This window comes from Pseudodesulfovibrio alkaliphilus, assembly GCF_009729555.1.
Taxonomy (GTDB): domain Bacteria; phylum Desulfobacterota; class Desulfovibrionia; order Desulfovibrionales; family Desulfovibrionaceae; genus Pseudodesulfovibrio; species Pseudodesulfovibrio alkaliphilus.
Genome location: NZ_WODC01000007.1, coordinates 172077 through 185916, shown reverse-complemented (window position 1 = coordinate 185916; position 13840 = coordinate 172077). Strand labels below are relative to the sequence as shown.

At 58.4% G+C, this 13840-nt stretch carries 14 protein-coding genes and 1 tRNA gene; 8 read left to right on the top strand and 7 right to left on the bottom strand.

Features of this window, described 5'->3' with window-relative positions; all coding sequences use genetic code 11:
- Nucleotides 1–260: 260 nt before the first annotated feature.
- Both GKC30_RS11585 and yedF read right to left on the bottom strand, forming a co-directional pair.
- A complete protein-coding gene (locus GKC30_RS11585) occupies nucleotides 261–1013 on the bottom strand; it encodes a pseudouridine synthase (RefSeq protein ID WP_155934893.1) in 753 nt (250 codons plus the stop codon).
- A 77-nt stretch (nucleotides 1014–1090) separates the two neighbouring features.
- Entirely contained in the window at nucleotides 1091–1714 is a 624-nt protein-coding gene (gene yedF / locus GKC30_RS11580; protein WP_155934892.1) for a sulfurtransferase-like selenium metabolism protein YedF, read from the bottom strand.
- A 171-nt stretch (nucleotides 1715–1885) separates the two neighbouring features.
- On the opposite strand from yedF, the gene GKC30_RS11575 reads away from it, so the two are divergent.
- Nucleotides 1886–2551 carry a lysophospholipid acyltransferase family protein gene (locus GKC30_RS11575; RefSeq protein WP_155934891.1) on the top strand — a complete coding sequence of 222 codons (666 nt, stop codon included), beginning with the start codon at nucleotides 1886–1888 and terminating at the stop codon, nucleotides 2549–2551.
- Between the two features lie 56 nt (nucleotides 2552–2607).
- On the opposite strand, the gene gcvT is transcribed toward GKC30_RS11575, so the two are convergent.
- Together gcvT and GKC30_RS11565 are read right to left on the bottom strand one after the other, a co-directional pair.
- Nucleotides 2608–3690, bottom strand: coding sequence for a glycine cleavage system aminomethyltransferase GcvT (gene gcvT / locus GKC30_RS11570; RefSeq protein ID WP_196772866.1), 1083 nt, complete (start codon nucleotides 3688–3690; stop codon nucleotides 2608–2610).
- A gap of 130 nt (nucleotides 3691–3820) precedes the next feature.
- Nucleotides 3821–5542: a hypothetical protein gene (locus tag GKC30_RS11565; protein WP_155934890.1), complete on the bottom strand. Its 1722-nt coding sequence runs from the start codon at nucleotides 5540–5542 to the stop codon at nucleotides 3821–3823.
- Between the two features lie 280 nt (nucleotides 5543–5822).
- On the opposite strand from GKC30_RS11565, the gene GKC30_RS11560 reads away from it, so the two are divergent.
- Both GKC30_RS11560 and GKC30_RS11555 read left to right on the top strand, forming a co-directional pair.
- Complete coding sequence (locus GKC30_RS11560) at nucleotides 5823–6026, top strand: DUF6485 family protein (protein WP_155934889.1); 204 nt, start codon at nucleotides 5823–5825, stop codon at nucleotides 6024–6026.
- A gap of 33 nt (nucleotides 6027–6059) precedes the next feature.
- Complete coding sequence (locus tag GKC30_RS11555) at nucleotides 6060–6884, top strand: inositol monophosphatase family protein (protein WP_231117142.1); 825 nt, start codon at nucleotides 6060–6062, stop codon at nucleotides 6882–6884.
- Here GKC30_RS11555 and GKC30_RS11550 read toward each other — a convergent pair.
- Complete coding sequence (locus GKC30_RS11550) at nucleotides 6881–7420, bottom strand: NUDIX hydrolase (RefSeq protein WP_155934887.1); 540 nt, start codon at nucleotides 7418–7420, stop codon at nucleotides 6881–6883. The genes GKC30_RS11555 and GKC30_RS11550 overlap by 4 nt on opposite strands.
- Nucleotides 7421–7525: 105 nt before the next feature.
- Between GKC30_RS11550 and rimI the strand changes: the two genes are divergently transcribed.
- The 5 genes from rimI to GKC30_RS11525 all read left to right on the top strand — a co-directional run bounded on the left by rimI (nucleotide 7526) and on the right by GKC30_RS11525 (nucleotide 10447).
- On the top strand, nucleotides 7526–7993 hold the full coding sequence (rimI, locus tag GKC30_RS11545; RefSeq protein WP_155934886.1) for a ribosomal protein S18-alanine N-acetyltransferase: 468 nt from the start codon (nucleotides 7526–7528) through the stop codon (nucleotides 7991–7993).
- Between the two features lie 10 nt (nucleotides 7994–8003).
- Nucleotides 8004–9206, top strand: a complete 1203-nt coding sequence (locus tag GKC30_RS11540) for a phosphoglycerate kinase (RefSeq protein ID WP_155934885.1) — start codon at nucleotides 8004–8006, stop codon at nucleotides 9204–9206.
- Nucleotides 9203–9958: a triose-phosphate isomerase gene (tpiA, locus tag GKC30_RS11535; RefSeq protein WP_155934884.1), complete on the top strand. Its 756-nt coding sequence runs from the start codon at nucleotides 9203–9205 to the stop codon at nucleotides 9956–9958. The genes GKC30_RS11540 and tpiA overlap by 4 nt, the downstream gene beginning before the upstream one ends.
- 41 nt (nucleotides 9959–9999) lie before the next feature.
- The gene (gene secG, locus GKC30_RS11530; RefSeq protein ID WP_367614105.1) at nucleotides 10000–10347 is read left to right on the top strand and encodes a preprotein translocase subunit SecG; all 348 of its coding nucleotides are present in this window, start codon (nucleotides 10000–10002) and stop codon (nucleotides 10345–10347) included.
- A 13-nt stretch (nucleotides 10348–10360) separates the two neighbouring features.
- Nucleotides 10361–10447, top strand: a tRNA-Leu gene (locus GKC30_RS11525).
- 229 nt (nucleotides 10448–10676) lie between these two features.
- Here the strand turns inward: GKC30_RS11525 and GKC30_RS11520 are convergent.
- Together GKC30_RS11520 and GKC30_RS11515 are read right to left on the bottom strand one after the other, a co-directional pair.
- A complete protein-coding gene (locus tag GKC30_RS11520; RefSeq protein ID WP_155934883.1) occupies nucleotides 10677–12758 on the bottom strand; it encodes a tetratricopeptide repeat protein in 2082 nt (693 codons plus the stop codon).
- A 781-nt stretch (nucleotides 12759–13539) separates the two neighbouring features.
- Nucleotides 13540–13830, bottom strand: coding sequence for a transcriptional regulator (locus tag GKC30_RS11515; RefSeq protein WP_155934882.1), 291 nt, complete (start codon nucleotides 13828–13830; stop codon nucleotides 13540–13542).
- Nucleotides 13831–13840: the final 10 nt, after the last annotated feature.

The following is a 13840-nucleotide window of genomic DNA, read 5'->3' as shown; positions in this document are numbered from 1 at the left end:
GATGTGAAAGAAATCCAAGGCCGAACCTCGTGAGCTGTTGGTGAATCTTCGAGGCTTTGGGGGGCAGACGAGCAGAGATGCGCTTTTGGGATGCGGGGGCATGATTCTCCCCCTACCGGACTATCCTTCATGGGCCTTGGCGTGAGCAGACATCTCGATCTGCTGAACTGAACGTGTTGAGCTTATAGAATAAGTTTCCTTCTTGGCTCAACGATTCGTCTACAGTCACTTAACGGCGCAGATAGGCGTTTTACAGCTTTTCAGGCGAGGCTGACCGCCTTTTTCAGGGCAGTCAGTTCCGCATCGGTCAGTTCGCGCCACTGTCCCCGTTTGAGGTTGCCAAGCTCCACCGGACCCTGTCTGACCCGGCGAAGGCGCAGAATGGTAAGCCCCAACTCCTCGCACATGCGTCTGATCTGGCGGTTGAGCCCCTGGATGAGAGTGATTTCAAGAACCTGGGTGCCAGCGACCGGAGGGTGGAGCACCACCTCTGCCGGGGCCAGCCTGTCCCCCGCCTTGAGGGTCATCCCGGACTGCATGATCGATATGGCCTTCTCCGGCACTGCACCGCGGACGGTCACCTCGTAGACTTTGGGCAGGTGCCATTTGGGATGAGTCAGCCGGTGGCAAAGTTCGCCGTCCGTGGTCAGCAGCAGCAACCCTTCGGAATAAAAATCGAGCCGCCCGACAGGAAAGGGGCGGCGGTCAACGATCTGTGGCGGGAGCAGATCAAGCACCGTGGTGCGTCCCTGGGGGTCCCGGGCCGTGGTCACTGTCTCCACGGGTTTGTGGAGCATGATGGCGATTTCCGCTTTTGCGTCGGGCAGACACACGGGCTTGTGGTCCACGGTCACGCGGTCACGGGTCGGGTCCACCTGGAGGCCCGGAGTATCGGCCCTCTCGTCGTTGACCGCGACCCTGCCGGAAAAGACGAGTTCGTCTGCGCCCCGGCGTGAGGCCACGCCGCACTGGGCAAGGAACTTGTTCAGACGGACGGTCTGGGCTTGGGGCATGACTTTATGGTATCCGGCCGGATTGGCGTTTGCATGAAAGAATTGCGACGGGACGAACCGTCCCGTCGCGAAGAGTATTAGACGTGAACCGTCTTGGTGGCAAGCTGGAAACTGGTGACCACATCGAGCATGTTGGTGGTCTGGCCGACCCGGCGATGGGGGGTCAGGCCGAAATGTTCAAGGCAGGTGCCGCAGACCAGTACCGAGACGCCAGCTGTCTCAAGGGATTGAAGCTGCTCCAGGCAGGGACTGCCGGGCACGGAAAGCCGGACCCCGCCGTTGACCAAAATGATGCGCCATAACTCCGAGCCCATTTCCTTGAGGGTGGACAGGAAGTTGACCATCAGCCGACCGCCAAGCTCGGCGTCGCCCGAGCCGATGGTGTCGGCACCGATGAAGACAAGGATGCGCTGGCCTGTGACCACGGCGGAATGGGTGTCGTTCGGGGCCGGATCGTTGGACAGTCCGGGCATCGGGCCTGCCTCCCCCCTGGTCCCGGTGACGATGCGGGTGTCGCCGGACATGCTCGTTTCCACGCTGTAGCCGCGTGTGGTCAGGAAGCGGCTGACATTCTCCCTGGCCGCATCGTTGTCCACAGCAACCGTGATGCGTCGAGGATTGCGGCTTTCAACAGCCTCCTTGCAGCGCAGTACCGGCTGGGGGCAGGGCAGGCCGAGGCATTCGAGGGTGGTTTCGGACATGGGGTCCTCCTTGACGGTAAGTCCATCATAGGCTGACTCGTTTGGTCAAATAGATATGATTTATACAAGGTGTGACACCGGGGTCCGGCTTCCGAAGCCCTCGGGCTTGTCGCCCTTGCGTCGGTGGACAACTCCCGGTATGGATACCTAAATCAACACTCGGACCAATTCATGAAAATTTCCATTGATCCCGGCAAGCTTTCCTTTGTCCTTGCCGCCTTCTACCGGGCGTGGGTGGCCACGCTTCGCTTTGAGCCCCATGGAAACCTTGACGAAATTCTCAAGCGAGGACAGGACCGGCGACCGCTGGTGCTGGCCCTATGGCATGGAGAAATTTTCCCCGTGACCGGGTTTGGCCACACCATTTCCTCCGACTTGGTCACGTTTGTCAGCCAGAGCAAGGACGGCGAAGTCATCGCCCGGGTCATTGAGCGCCTCGGACATGTCACTGTCCGGGGGTCCAGCTCTCGCGGCGGGGTCAAGGCATTGTTGCAGGCGGTTCGGGTTATGGCCGGGCAGAATCGCATGGCCGTCTTTACCGTGGACGGCCCACGCGGACCGAGACACAAACCCAAGGGCGGCGTCATCTACCTGGCCCAGAAGGCGGGAGCGGCCATCGTACCCATGCGCGCCTATCCCAAGCGGGCAAAGATATTTAAGAAGTCCTGGGATCATTTCGTATTGCCCATGCCCTTCACGCGCTGCCCTGTGTACATCGGCGAGCCCATGGAGGTCACGGACGAAAAGCTGACCGAGGCGGTGCTGGTCCGGGAACTTGAGCGACTGGAGCAGCAGATGCTCGCCCTTGGAGCACACGAGCTGACAACGGATCGATAGCACCAAAAAGGGACGCCGAGGCGTCCCATCTCTGTCTTGTTCGAGTGAGCAGGTTTTTAGACCTTCATCCGGGCTGTTCCCTCCTTGTAGAAGGGGAGCTCGGTCCGTTTCGCTTCTAGCTCAGTCCTGGCCGTTTTAATGACAAAGCGTTCGACATTGACATCTTCGGCGCGGATATAGGCCAAGGCCACGCAATGCCCGAGGCTGGGGGCGAAGGAACCACTGGTGACAACCCCGACTTTCTCGCCCGAAGGCAGGTGGACTTCATCGTGATGCCGGGCCGTTCGGCGGCCCTCGATGACCAGGGGAACAAGCATCTGGCGGACCTCGCCGAGTCCTGACTTGCCGATGTAATCGCTTTCCTTTTTCAGAAAGAACCCGGCCCCGGCTTCCACGGGCGTGTGCTCCTCGTCCAGATCCTGGCCGTAGAGCGGATAGCCTATCTCAAGGCGCAAGGTGTCGCGTGCGCCAAGACCCACCGGCTCGACACGTGCGTCGGCGGCGAGTTTTTTCCAGACCGACAACGCCTTGTCCGCGGGCAGATAGAGTTCGTAGCCCAGCTCGCCCGTGTATCCTGTCCGACTGACAAGCATGGGGAAGCCGAGGCAGTCCGTGGGTTCGAAGTTGAAATATTTCAATTCGTTCCATTTTTTTTCGGTCAGGGTTTCCAGAACGCTCAGGCTTTGTGGTCCCTGCACGTCGATCTTGCCCGTTTCCTCGCTGATGTCTGCCAACACCGGCCCTGCCGCAAGATTGGCCCGGATGTGTTCGAAGTCCTTTGTCCGGCAGGCGCCGTTGACGACGAGCATGTACTCATCCTTGCCCAGGCAATAGATTATCAGGTCGTCCATAATGCCGCCAGAACGGTTGAGCAGGAAGCCGTAGCGGCATTTTCCCGGGTCCAGGGTGGTCAGGTCGTGGCTGACCACTTTGTTCAGCGTCTCCATGGAGCCGGGGCCGGACAGCTTGAACTCGCCCATATGGCAGATGTCGAAGATGCCTGCCTTTTCGCGGGTGTGCTGGTGCTCAATGAGGATGCCTTTGTATTGCACCGGCATGTTGAAACCGGCAAAGGGGGCCATTTTGGCGCCGTTTTCCCGGTGCCAGTCGGTGAGGGGGGTGGTTGCCAGGGATTCCAAGGTTTCCTCCTTGCGGAACGTGTGTCTGGTCGTCGGGAGCATGAATTCGGGTTCGCCGGGATGAACCGTCTGAGCGACCCGTGCCAGCGGCTCTGCCACGGCCGGGGTGTCGGTCATATTGCTCGGCCGGTCAGCCTGCGCCGCCTAGTGTACGGGATTTTCTGATGGAACGGAACTCGTCAAGCAGGGCCACAAGGCGGTGATACAGCCGCCTGATTTCCAGGCCGTAAGGGGAGAGGGAGTCATCCTTGATTTCCACATACTTTCGCCGCAGATAGGCATCGGCAGCCACATCCTCGCCGATGATCAGCACTTTGGCTACCAGTTTGTCGAAATAGTTGACGATTTCGAACTTCAGATCGCCGAGGATGTCGGTCATGATCTCAAGCATTTCCTTGTAGGAAACCGGCTGTCCCCGATAGCGACGCCAGCGAAGTTCTTCGAGAATGCGGACCTTTCGCGCCTGCTGAATGTGGCTGAAGCGTCCCCATACCTCCTGATGCAGTTCGTGATGCTCGCTGAAGACATCGTAATTGTCGGGGGCGAGCAGATAGCCGTCAAGCACCTTGACCACCTGGGCGAAGTATTCGTCCGAGTAATCAACTATCCTGTACATGTGCTTGGAAAGCCACATGGAGAGCACCTTGAGCCGATCCTCATGGCTCTCGGTGGAGCGGATGATCTCGCTGCGGCGGTAGCTGATGGGAATGCGGCATTCGCCGCGAACGATGTCGTTGAGACGCAGAATCATGTTCTGGACGTTCTGGATGATGTTCAGGGCGTCGATTGTCCGGCCGGTGAACGGGTGAACGACCTCCTGGCGATGGACAGAGAGAGCCCTGTCCTCGCGCACGTTTTTCGGATTGTATTCGTGCTGCTGGTAGGTGACGCGCAGAATAACCACGCGGTTTTTGCTGTCCACGAAGAATCCCTGGTCCTCAAGGAGTTCTATGGTCTCCTTTTGGCTTTCGTTGACGCGCACCAGGGCGATTTTTTCCACGCGGGGGTAGCGGCGTATCCTGGCAGGGGCGTCCGCCTGGCGAGACATGAGTGTGGTGATGGTCCGATCACTCTGGCCCAGAACGCGGACGATGAAGCGCTGGTTCTGACGCAGCAGCCGGATGGAAAACATGGCCGAGGAGGTGCGCCGCTCCGAGACGATGGGAAAGCCGTACAGCTCCATCATGAACTGGTAAACGAACAATCGGTTGCATTCATACATGATGTTGTTGCCAGGCTTGAACTTGCCAATGCGCAGCCCGAACTGCTTCAGCTCGCTGTCGAGGTTCGATGGCAGCGAGGCATAGACCCCTTGAAGGGTGAATCGTCCCGTGGCGTCGTGGGCCATCACATGGGCCCGCTCCAATTCGAGCAGAAAAGGGAGCAATTCGTCGTACAGGTCCATTCCGCAAATGTCCTGGCCTTCGAAATGTTCAAGGAATCTTGCGTGATGACGCTTGGGCAGACGGCTGAGAAAAGTGCGGACATTGGTGGCGATGACCGATTCCTCAAGCTGGCAGGCGTATTCCGCAGCCTGGGGCATTTCCCAGTCCGTGGGCGCGTGCAGGGCGTCGTACTGAAAAACCTCCTGAAAAGAATTCAGGGGCCTGTCAAAGACCACCATGCTGAAGCCAGGCAGGTTTTTGTATTCATGCAGATCCACCTCAAAGGAGGGAAGCAGCTCCCTGGCCTCCACCACTGGATAGTCCTTTTCCTCGAAGTAGGGGCGAAGCAGGCACTGACGGATGTGGGTATAGTCAAGGTGCTCCTTGAGTTCTTCAAGGGATTGCGCCCGGAGCGGCTCGCGGTTCCCGTTGAAGCCCGGTACCTGGCTGAACGCTTTTTCCCACATGGCTGACAGTCCGTGATCAGATGATGATAACAACAGGGGGGTCGCTTCCTGCTTGCGCGACATTTAATACATACATCTGTTTATGATGCAATTCAACGTATTTGACACCGAACGATACGTCAATCGGCTGGTTTTTTGCTACTATCCGGGGGAGATGTCTGGCAAAATGCCTTACAATCAATAGGCTTGAATAATTGACACTCTGGTTCTGATTGGCTACGGTGCCCATGGCCGAACGACGAATCCTGCAACCAGGCGTAGCGTGACGAGGGGTTATCGAATGAAGAAGAAGGACCAGTGCCCACGGGCCAAGATCAATGAGCAGTACTGTACATGCACCTACTCATGCGACAAGCATGGCATCTGTTGCGAATGTCTGCACTACCACAGGCAGCGCGGTGAGATTCCGGCCTGTTTCTTCACCGCCGAGGAGGAGAAGACATACAACAGGACCGTGCAATTCTTCATCCAGCGCAGGTCCTGAGCTGTCATTGTGGGAAATACGAAACCGGGCGGTATGAATACCGCCCTTTTTTATGGGGAGCGGGCCATGGATGAGCATGAGGTCAAACGGATTCAGACAGGGCTTGAATCCATCGCGGTCCGGGCGGGCGGCATCGTGGTCAGGGGCGCCGGGCAGGCCCGCAAGGTGACGCACAAGGGCAGGATAGATCTGGTCACGGAGACGGATTTCGCCGTTGAGGAAATGCTCAAGGACGAACTGGCGGCACTTCTACCCGGTTCGGATTTTCTGGCCGAGGAAACGGCCAGCTCCACTGAACCCGGTGAATTGACCTGGATAATCGATCCGGTGGACGGCACCACCAATTTCGCCAACGGCCTGCCTTTCGTGGCCACCTCCATCGCCTTGTGGCAGAGGGACAGAGTGGTTCTCGGGGTGGTCAACCTGCCGCTCCTTGGCGAGCTTTTTTCCGTGCGCGAGGGAGGCGGAGCCCTGCTCAATGGCGCTCCTGTGACCGTTTCGACCGAGGGGGCCATGGAGCAAGCACTGATCGCCACCGGGTTTCCCTATGCCATTGAGGAGCACCTGGAGCCCATCCTTGACCGGCTGAAGGCCGTGTTGCCGCGGGTCCAGGGGGTGCGCAGGGTGGGTGCTGCCGCTCTTGATCTGGCCTATGTGGCTTGCGGCCGGTATGCAGGGTTCTACGAGAGTGCACTCAGGCCGTGGGACACCGCCGCCGGATGGTTGCTGGTCCGCGAGGCAGGAGGCAGGGTGACGGAATATGACAGTGGAAAGGACTACTCGCTGGGGGCAGGAACCATCCTGGCCACTAACGGACTTGTTCATCGCGAGTTGTCCCGGTTGATTTGCGGCGGCTAAACGCTTACAAGCAGTCCGGCCTCCCACAGGGTGACGAGATTTGGTGTCAGCAACTCGCGAAATTCCTTGACCAGACAGGTCAGTTCCTCTCGCGAGAAGTGATAGCCTTCGGAAACTTCATCGCTGTTGGGGGTAATGGGCTGGGTGTTGCGTGGCAGGGTATAGATGGAGATGTGTTCAAACCCTGTCTCGGCGCATGCGGGCAGGGTCCGGACGAACTGGGTGTGCTCCACCGTCAGGTTCAGCTCCTCGCGGAGCACTCGCAGGGCGGCATCGGCCGAAGCCTCGCTCACATGCGGGTGTGTTCTGGCCGAAATGTCCCAGCGGCCGGGGAAGAAGCGCTTGTTCGCGCTTCGTTTTTGCAGGTAGATTTTCTTGTCCGTGTTGAAGACGAGAACCTGCACCGAGCGATGGCGCAGGAGTTGGCGATGGGCCATGTCCTTGTCCAGTACGGCCAGTGGTCTGTTGTTCCCGTCCACGACTTCGACGAATCGTGCCGGATCGATTCTTGCGGATGATTTTTTGGAGAATATCATTGTCCCTGCTCCCGGCGTTCTGATTGGCTGGTATAAGACGAGCATACACGTATCAGCCCTGGTTATCCAGAGTGGAAGGCCGGTTGAAAGAGGGGGATGAGGCGCATGGTGGAAAGGGTGGTGGCATTGGGCGAGAGCGATATGGACGAGCTGATGCGTCTTGAGCGGCTGTGCTTTGCTTATCACTGGACGCGGGAGCAGTTCGCCATGGGGCTTGAGCGTGGTGTGTATCGTGTCCTCGGGATGCGCCAGGGCGGGCGTCTGGCCGGGTATATCGCCTTTTCCCTGGTGGAGGATGAGATGGAGATTCTCAACCTCGCTGTGCACCCGGAGCATCGTCGTTGCGGCATCGGTGCTGCCCTGTTGGCCAGGGCTCTTGAAGTCTGCGCCAAGAAGGGGGTCGCCAAAAGCTTTTTGGATGTCAAGGCGTCCAATGTTGCGGCTATCGATTTATATCTGAAGTTCGGTTATGAACAGATAGGGGTCAGGAAACGCTATTATCCCGACACCGGGGACGACGCCCTGTTGTTCAGGCATGAAATAAGGCGGGATTATGACCAAAAAAATCAGTAAAGGTAATGAAATGAAGTTTATTGACCAGATTGACATCGCTGGCAGGAAGCTGTTGTATCGGGTTGATTTCAATGTTCCCCTGGATGACGGAGTCATTACCGATGACATCCGCATGGTCGCGGCAATGCCCACGCTGCAATACGCTCTGGAGCAGGGGGCGGCCATCATCCTGTGCGCCCACTTGGGCAAACCCAAGGGCAAGGTCGTGCCCGAGCTTTCGCTTGCGCCGGTGGCCCGTCGAACCGCCGAACTGCTGGGAGTTCCTGTGGAGCTGGCGCCCGATTGCGTTGGCGAGGAGACCCGGGCCATGGCCGCGGCCCTCCTGCCCGGACAGGTCATGATGCTCGAAAACCTCCGCTTCTATCCCGAGGAGATAGGCAAGACCGAAGAGGAGCGGGGCGATTTCGGCAAGCAACTCGCCGCCATGGCCGATGTTTATGTCAACGACGCCTTTGGCGTGGCCCATCGCGCCAACGCCTCGGTGGTGGATGTGCCAAAGTATTCGCCCATCTGCTGCGCGGGTTTTCTGATCAAGCGGGAACTCGAATATCTCGACAACGTGCTGATCAACCCGAACCGCCCCTATGTCTGTGTTTCCGGCGGGGCGAAAATTTCCACCAAGCTCGGCATTCTCAACAATCTCCTGGGCAAGGTGGACGACATCATCGTCGGCGGGGCCATGGCCAACACCTTTTTGCTGGCCAAGGGCCATGGGGTAGGCAAGTCCCTGGTGGAGCCGGATCTCGTGCCCGACGCTCTCTCCATCATGGAGCGGGCCAGGAACCTTGGGACCACTCTGCACTTGCCCGTGGATTTCAAATACGCGGCCACACACACCGCCACCGAGGCCGAGGGCGTCTGTCCAGCCACGGCCATCCCCGATCATTCCCTGGTGCTGGACATCGGGCCGGAAACGATCAATAACTTCAAGAAGGTTCTCGCCAAGGCGCGAACCGTGGTCTGGAACGGTCCCATGGGCCTCTTCGAGACACCTGCCTTTGCCGAGGGTTCCATGGCCGTCTGTCGCGCCATCGCCGATCTTGACGACGCCCTGACCATCGTGGGCGGCGGCGACACCGACGCCGTGGTCCACATGCAGGGAGTTCCCGGCAAATTCAGCTTCATATCCACAGGCGGCGGCTCCTTCCTCCAGTTTTTGGAAGGCAAGGATCTTCCCGCGATCCAAGCCTTGAAGGAGTGCATGAAGAAATGAAGAAATTGATGGCTGCCAATTGGAAGATGTATAAGACCCGCGAGGAGGCCAAGGCAACTGCCGAGGAGTTGCTGAAACTTGCCGCTTCTTCGCTGCCCGAGGATCGCGAGGTGCTTGTCTGCCCGCCTTTCACGAGCCTTGGGGTCGTGTCCGAGGTCTTTTCCGGGGTTCCCGGGTTCTTTGTCGGCGGCCAGGATTTCTACTTTCGGGAAGAGGGCGCTTTTACCGGCGAGATCGCGCCGGGCATGCTGCTCGACCAGGGGGCACACTTTGGTCTGACAGGGCATTCCGAGCGTCGCCACGTCATCGGCGAGGGAGATGAACTGGTCGGCAAAAAGACTGCATTCGGCCTTGCCTCGGGCCTGAGCGTCATTTTGTGCATAGGCGAACTCATTGAGGAGCGTCGGGCCGGGCGGGTGGAGGAGGTGCTTGAGCGCCAGCTTCGCCTTGGCCTTGCGGACGTGCCGAACGACATAGACCCCGAACGGCTGTGCGTGGCCTATGAGCCTGTTTGGGCCATCGGCACCGGCGAGGTGGCAGGCCCCCGGGAAATCCTGGAGGCCCATGCCTTTGTCCGAAAAACCATGGTGGCTATGTTTGGAGATAATGCTAATGAAATCAGAATATTGTATGGTGGCAGCGTCAAACCTTCCAACTGCGCGGAAATTATTGCGCTTGACAATGTCGACGGTGTCTTGGTAGGAGGCGCGAGCTTGCAGGGTGAAAGCTTTTCGCAGATCGTTCTGGCCTGATGAGGCGGCTGCCTCGCAACGAGTGATACAAAGGTAAGATTGTGGAAACTTTAGTCATTGTCATACATGTTTTAGCTTGCATCTTTCTGATCGGCGCAGTAATGCTTCAGTCCGGTCACGAGGGGATGGGCGTCATCTTCGGCGGCGGCAGCAGCACCATGTTCGGCAGCAGCGGCGCAGGGGGTGTTCTCGTCAAGGTCACGGCAGGCTTGGCCACGGTTTTCCTGATCACCTCTATGACCTACAACGTCCTCACCGGCAATAAGGTGTCCGATCGCGACTCCATCATGCTCCGGGGCGAGGGAGTGGTCCAGCCGATTGTTCCGGCCGACCAGCAGAAGCCGTCCGTGAAATTCATGGACACCGGCGACGAAGCCAAGAGCGAATAGCTCAAAGCATAAAGCCGAGGTGGTGGAATTGGTAGACACGCTGTCTTGAGGGGGCAGTGGAAGAAATTCCGTGGGGGTTCGAATCCCCCCCTCGGCACCACGAACTCAAAAGGGTTGCAGCCAACAAGCTGCAACCCTTCCTCTTTTGGGGCGGCCAGTGACGCAGCGCAGAGTTCTTCAATGAACGGGACATCAACCATAGCGCGCAAAGGCATCGACGCAAGACTGTTCGCCATTCATGGCTGCCGGTTGTCCCGACCCGCAAAGATCAAGGCCAGCCCGGCAATTCGCCGGGCGGGCCTTCTTGCGTGGATGGAGGGGAGGGCGGGCTAGAAGGGGTAGACCAGCGTGTCCGTGGTCTTGGTCTGGCCCATTTTCTTGTCTATGGCGTCGATGCGGGCCTTGGCTGCCTCGCGCTGTTCCTTGCGGTCGGCTCGGCTGACCACCGTGGTCAGCAGCCGCTTGGCCGTGTCGTAGTTGCCCTGTCGCTCGTAGATGAGCGAGGCCCGGTACATGGCCGTCAGCGCCCAGATGTTTTCCTGGGGATACTGCCAGGCGAGACGCAGGTAATAGTCCAGCGCCTTTTCGGTGTTGCGCATGGCCTGTTCGCCTTCGCCGAGCCAAAACAGGGTCTCGGCCTGAAGGGTGGTGGTCAGGCCGGGAGTATCCCACAGCTTGAGCAGATGCTCGCGGGCGGTCTCGAAGTCGCGTTTCTGCTGATAGAGCAGGGCCATGCGCAGCCGGGTCATGACCGGCACCGGGCCGCCAGAGGCGCTCATCTGGCGGAAGGTTTCAAGGGCCGCATCTTCGCGGCCGGATTCGAGTTCCAGCCGCAGCCGGACATCGTACCACTGCATCCGCTGGATCGGGGGCAGGGCGGCCGGCTTCAGGGTGTTCAGGTAGAACGCCCCCAGTTGGAGCTGGTTGGCCCGTACAGACTGATCGGCCAGATATAGGGTGCTCTCGATGCCAAAGGCGGTATCGTCAAAGAGGTAGGCCGAGCGTCTGGCCAATTCGGCGGAAGGGGAGCGCGTGAATTCCTGCTGCCAGCTCGCCAGGAGCAGCAACTTGTCCATGGGCCAGCGCTGCGACAAGGTCTTGATCCTGTCCTTGGGCGCAGAAACCCAGAAGGGGGCCTCGTCGCTGGCGATATCGTACCCGCCAGCGCTGCACAGGGCCGAGAGGATGGGGTGCAGGTTGAGGGCCTCGGCCTGATTGTCGGGCAGGAGATTGTTCAAGCTTTCCTTGAAGCGCAAGGCCCCTGCCAGCTGTAAGGCCAGGGGGAGCCTTTGCTTATTCGTTTTGTTCCAGGAGGTTGCGGAAGAAAGGAAATCGCCGCTTGCCAGCGCCAAGGCGAACTTGAAGCTGGAGAGCAAGGTGGCTGTCTGCTCGGAGATGAGCAGGGATCCAAGCTCGTTTTCGATGGCCTGATTGGCTTCAGGCAAGGGCATGGACAGGATGTTGTTGCGAAAAGAGGTCCACGGCCCGGACTCGGGGTTGCCCAGCAGCCAGCCGGAGCGGGAAACCGAGAAATGGGCGAGCATATTGCCTTCCCAGAAGGCGCGGGCCTTGAGGGAGTTGCTCTCATCGAACAAAGCTATGTCGGACGGAAGATCGCCCGATTCGAGAAAATCGATGAGCATGCGCCAAAAGGCCCGGACCTCGTCGCGCGACACTGTCGCCACAGCGACCCGGGCATCGTCGAATTTTTCCAATGATGCCAGGGCAAGGGCCGTGGCAACGGCGTCGGTATCCGCAGTGCTGACCACGGGTTGCGCGTTAGGTGTGTCCGCTCCGGTGTCAGGGGCGGAAAGCCCGGGCTGATCGCTGGCGCTCAGGGCTGCGGCTGCAGATGTCCAGTAGCTGCCGCCCCAGACCTCGCTGCCTATTTCCTGAATCCGGCGCAGGGTATCACGCTGGGCATCTCTGGCGAGGGTGAAGTTGGCCCGATAAGTCCAGAATCGCTTGAGCCAGACATCCATCCAGACGCTCTCCAGTCCTGGTTCCGTCTTGAAGCGACGGGTGGACGCTCCCTTGTCGGGAGCGATGGCGGCGGACTGGCTGAACCAGAGCACGGCCTTTGTCAGATCGCCCATGGCCCGGTGCGCCCGACCGCCCAGCCAGAGCCGGTCGGACTCTGTTGCGTTGCTGGCAAAGGCTGGCGTCATTTCGATGATCTCCAGGGTCTTGGACGGGGTGTTGAGGTTCAGGTAAACCTCGGCCCGTTTGAGAATCACCTCCGGCGAGTCGTCGGATTCCGTGGCGTACTCGCGTTCAAGCCGGTCCCAGGCCCCATAGCGTTCAAGCCAGCCTTCAAAAGAGCCGGAAGCGGAGGACTGTCCAAAACAGGGTGTCATCATCCCCTGAAGACTAAAGACGAAGACCGCAACAATGATCGCAAATCGTTTCATGGCTCTCACATGCCGCAGGGCGGCTTTTTGATGGTTTTGGAATGAATCCCCTTAGCAGGGACTGAAAAAACTCTCAATGGGCCCGTGTGAACGCCCGTAGGAATGGTCGGTCCCTGTGGCGACGATTGCGAAAGGGATTCCACTCATGGGCCGCATTCTCATCTGTCTTGCCGGACCATGATAGATTGAAGGAAAGTGCATTGTTTGCGCAACAGGAATCACACAAGCTCAAACCTCGGCAACGACTGGCGGTAGGGTATTTGCCGTGTCGATTCACCAGCCTTTTTTAAAAGTTTACATAATTTACATTATGAGACAATGCTGTATGTGGCTGAAACAGATCGGTTTTTAGTGACTTTAACTCTGGCGGTGTTGATTTGTGTCACTCTTCTTATGGTTCCCACAGATCTCCAGAGAGATGTGTTGCCTAAAAATCCAATCCAAGGGATTTTTCACCTGATTTGGATGGTGAGGCCTCGTCTGGCCGTCTTGGATCGTTTGGAGGCCGTTTGCGGCTACATTTCGCCAAGCCCATATTTCATGTCATGTTTGGTTGGGCTGCAGGCCCAGTTCCGGAGTTGCTGGCCGATGTCTTCTTTGTCCGTATGGTTTTGGTTCGTTCAGACCGCATATAGCGATACTGGTTTTGGCTAGTTGGTACGTAAAAAAGGGGGCCGACGCTAACTGCGTCGGCCCCCTTGTGACTGCCTATACTGTTGGGGATTCCACCCTTTTGCGGCGGATGTTGTTATTTATGGGTTGCCGTCTGATAAACGGCTGATCACTTTTCGTCCTCGGGCGTCTGTGGTTCCACGGTGATGGCGTTGATCTGTTTGAGATAGCGGTCGCGGCACTCGTAGGAGCAGAACACCCGTACCTTCTCCCCTTCCCTGACGCGTATGTCGCCGTCTTTATCTACATAGGTGCCGCAGACAGGGTCCTTGACCATCTCTCCTGCCGCGACCTTCTGCTTGATGGATTCCTTGTTTTCCATCTCCTGCTTCTTCTTGTCGCCAGTGAAGAGCTTGTAGATAAGAAACAGGGCAACGCCTATAATGATAAATTTCCACATGCTGACGCTC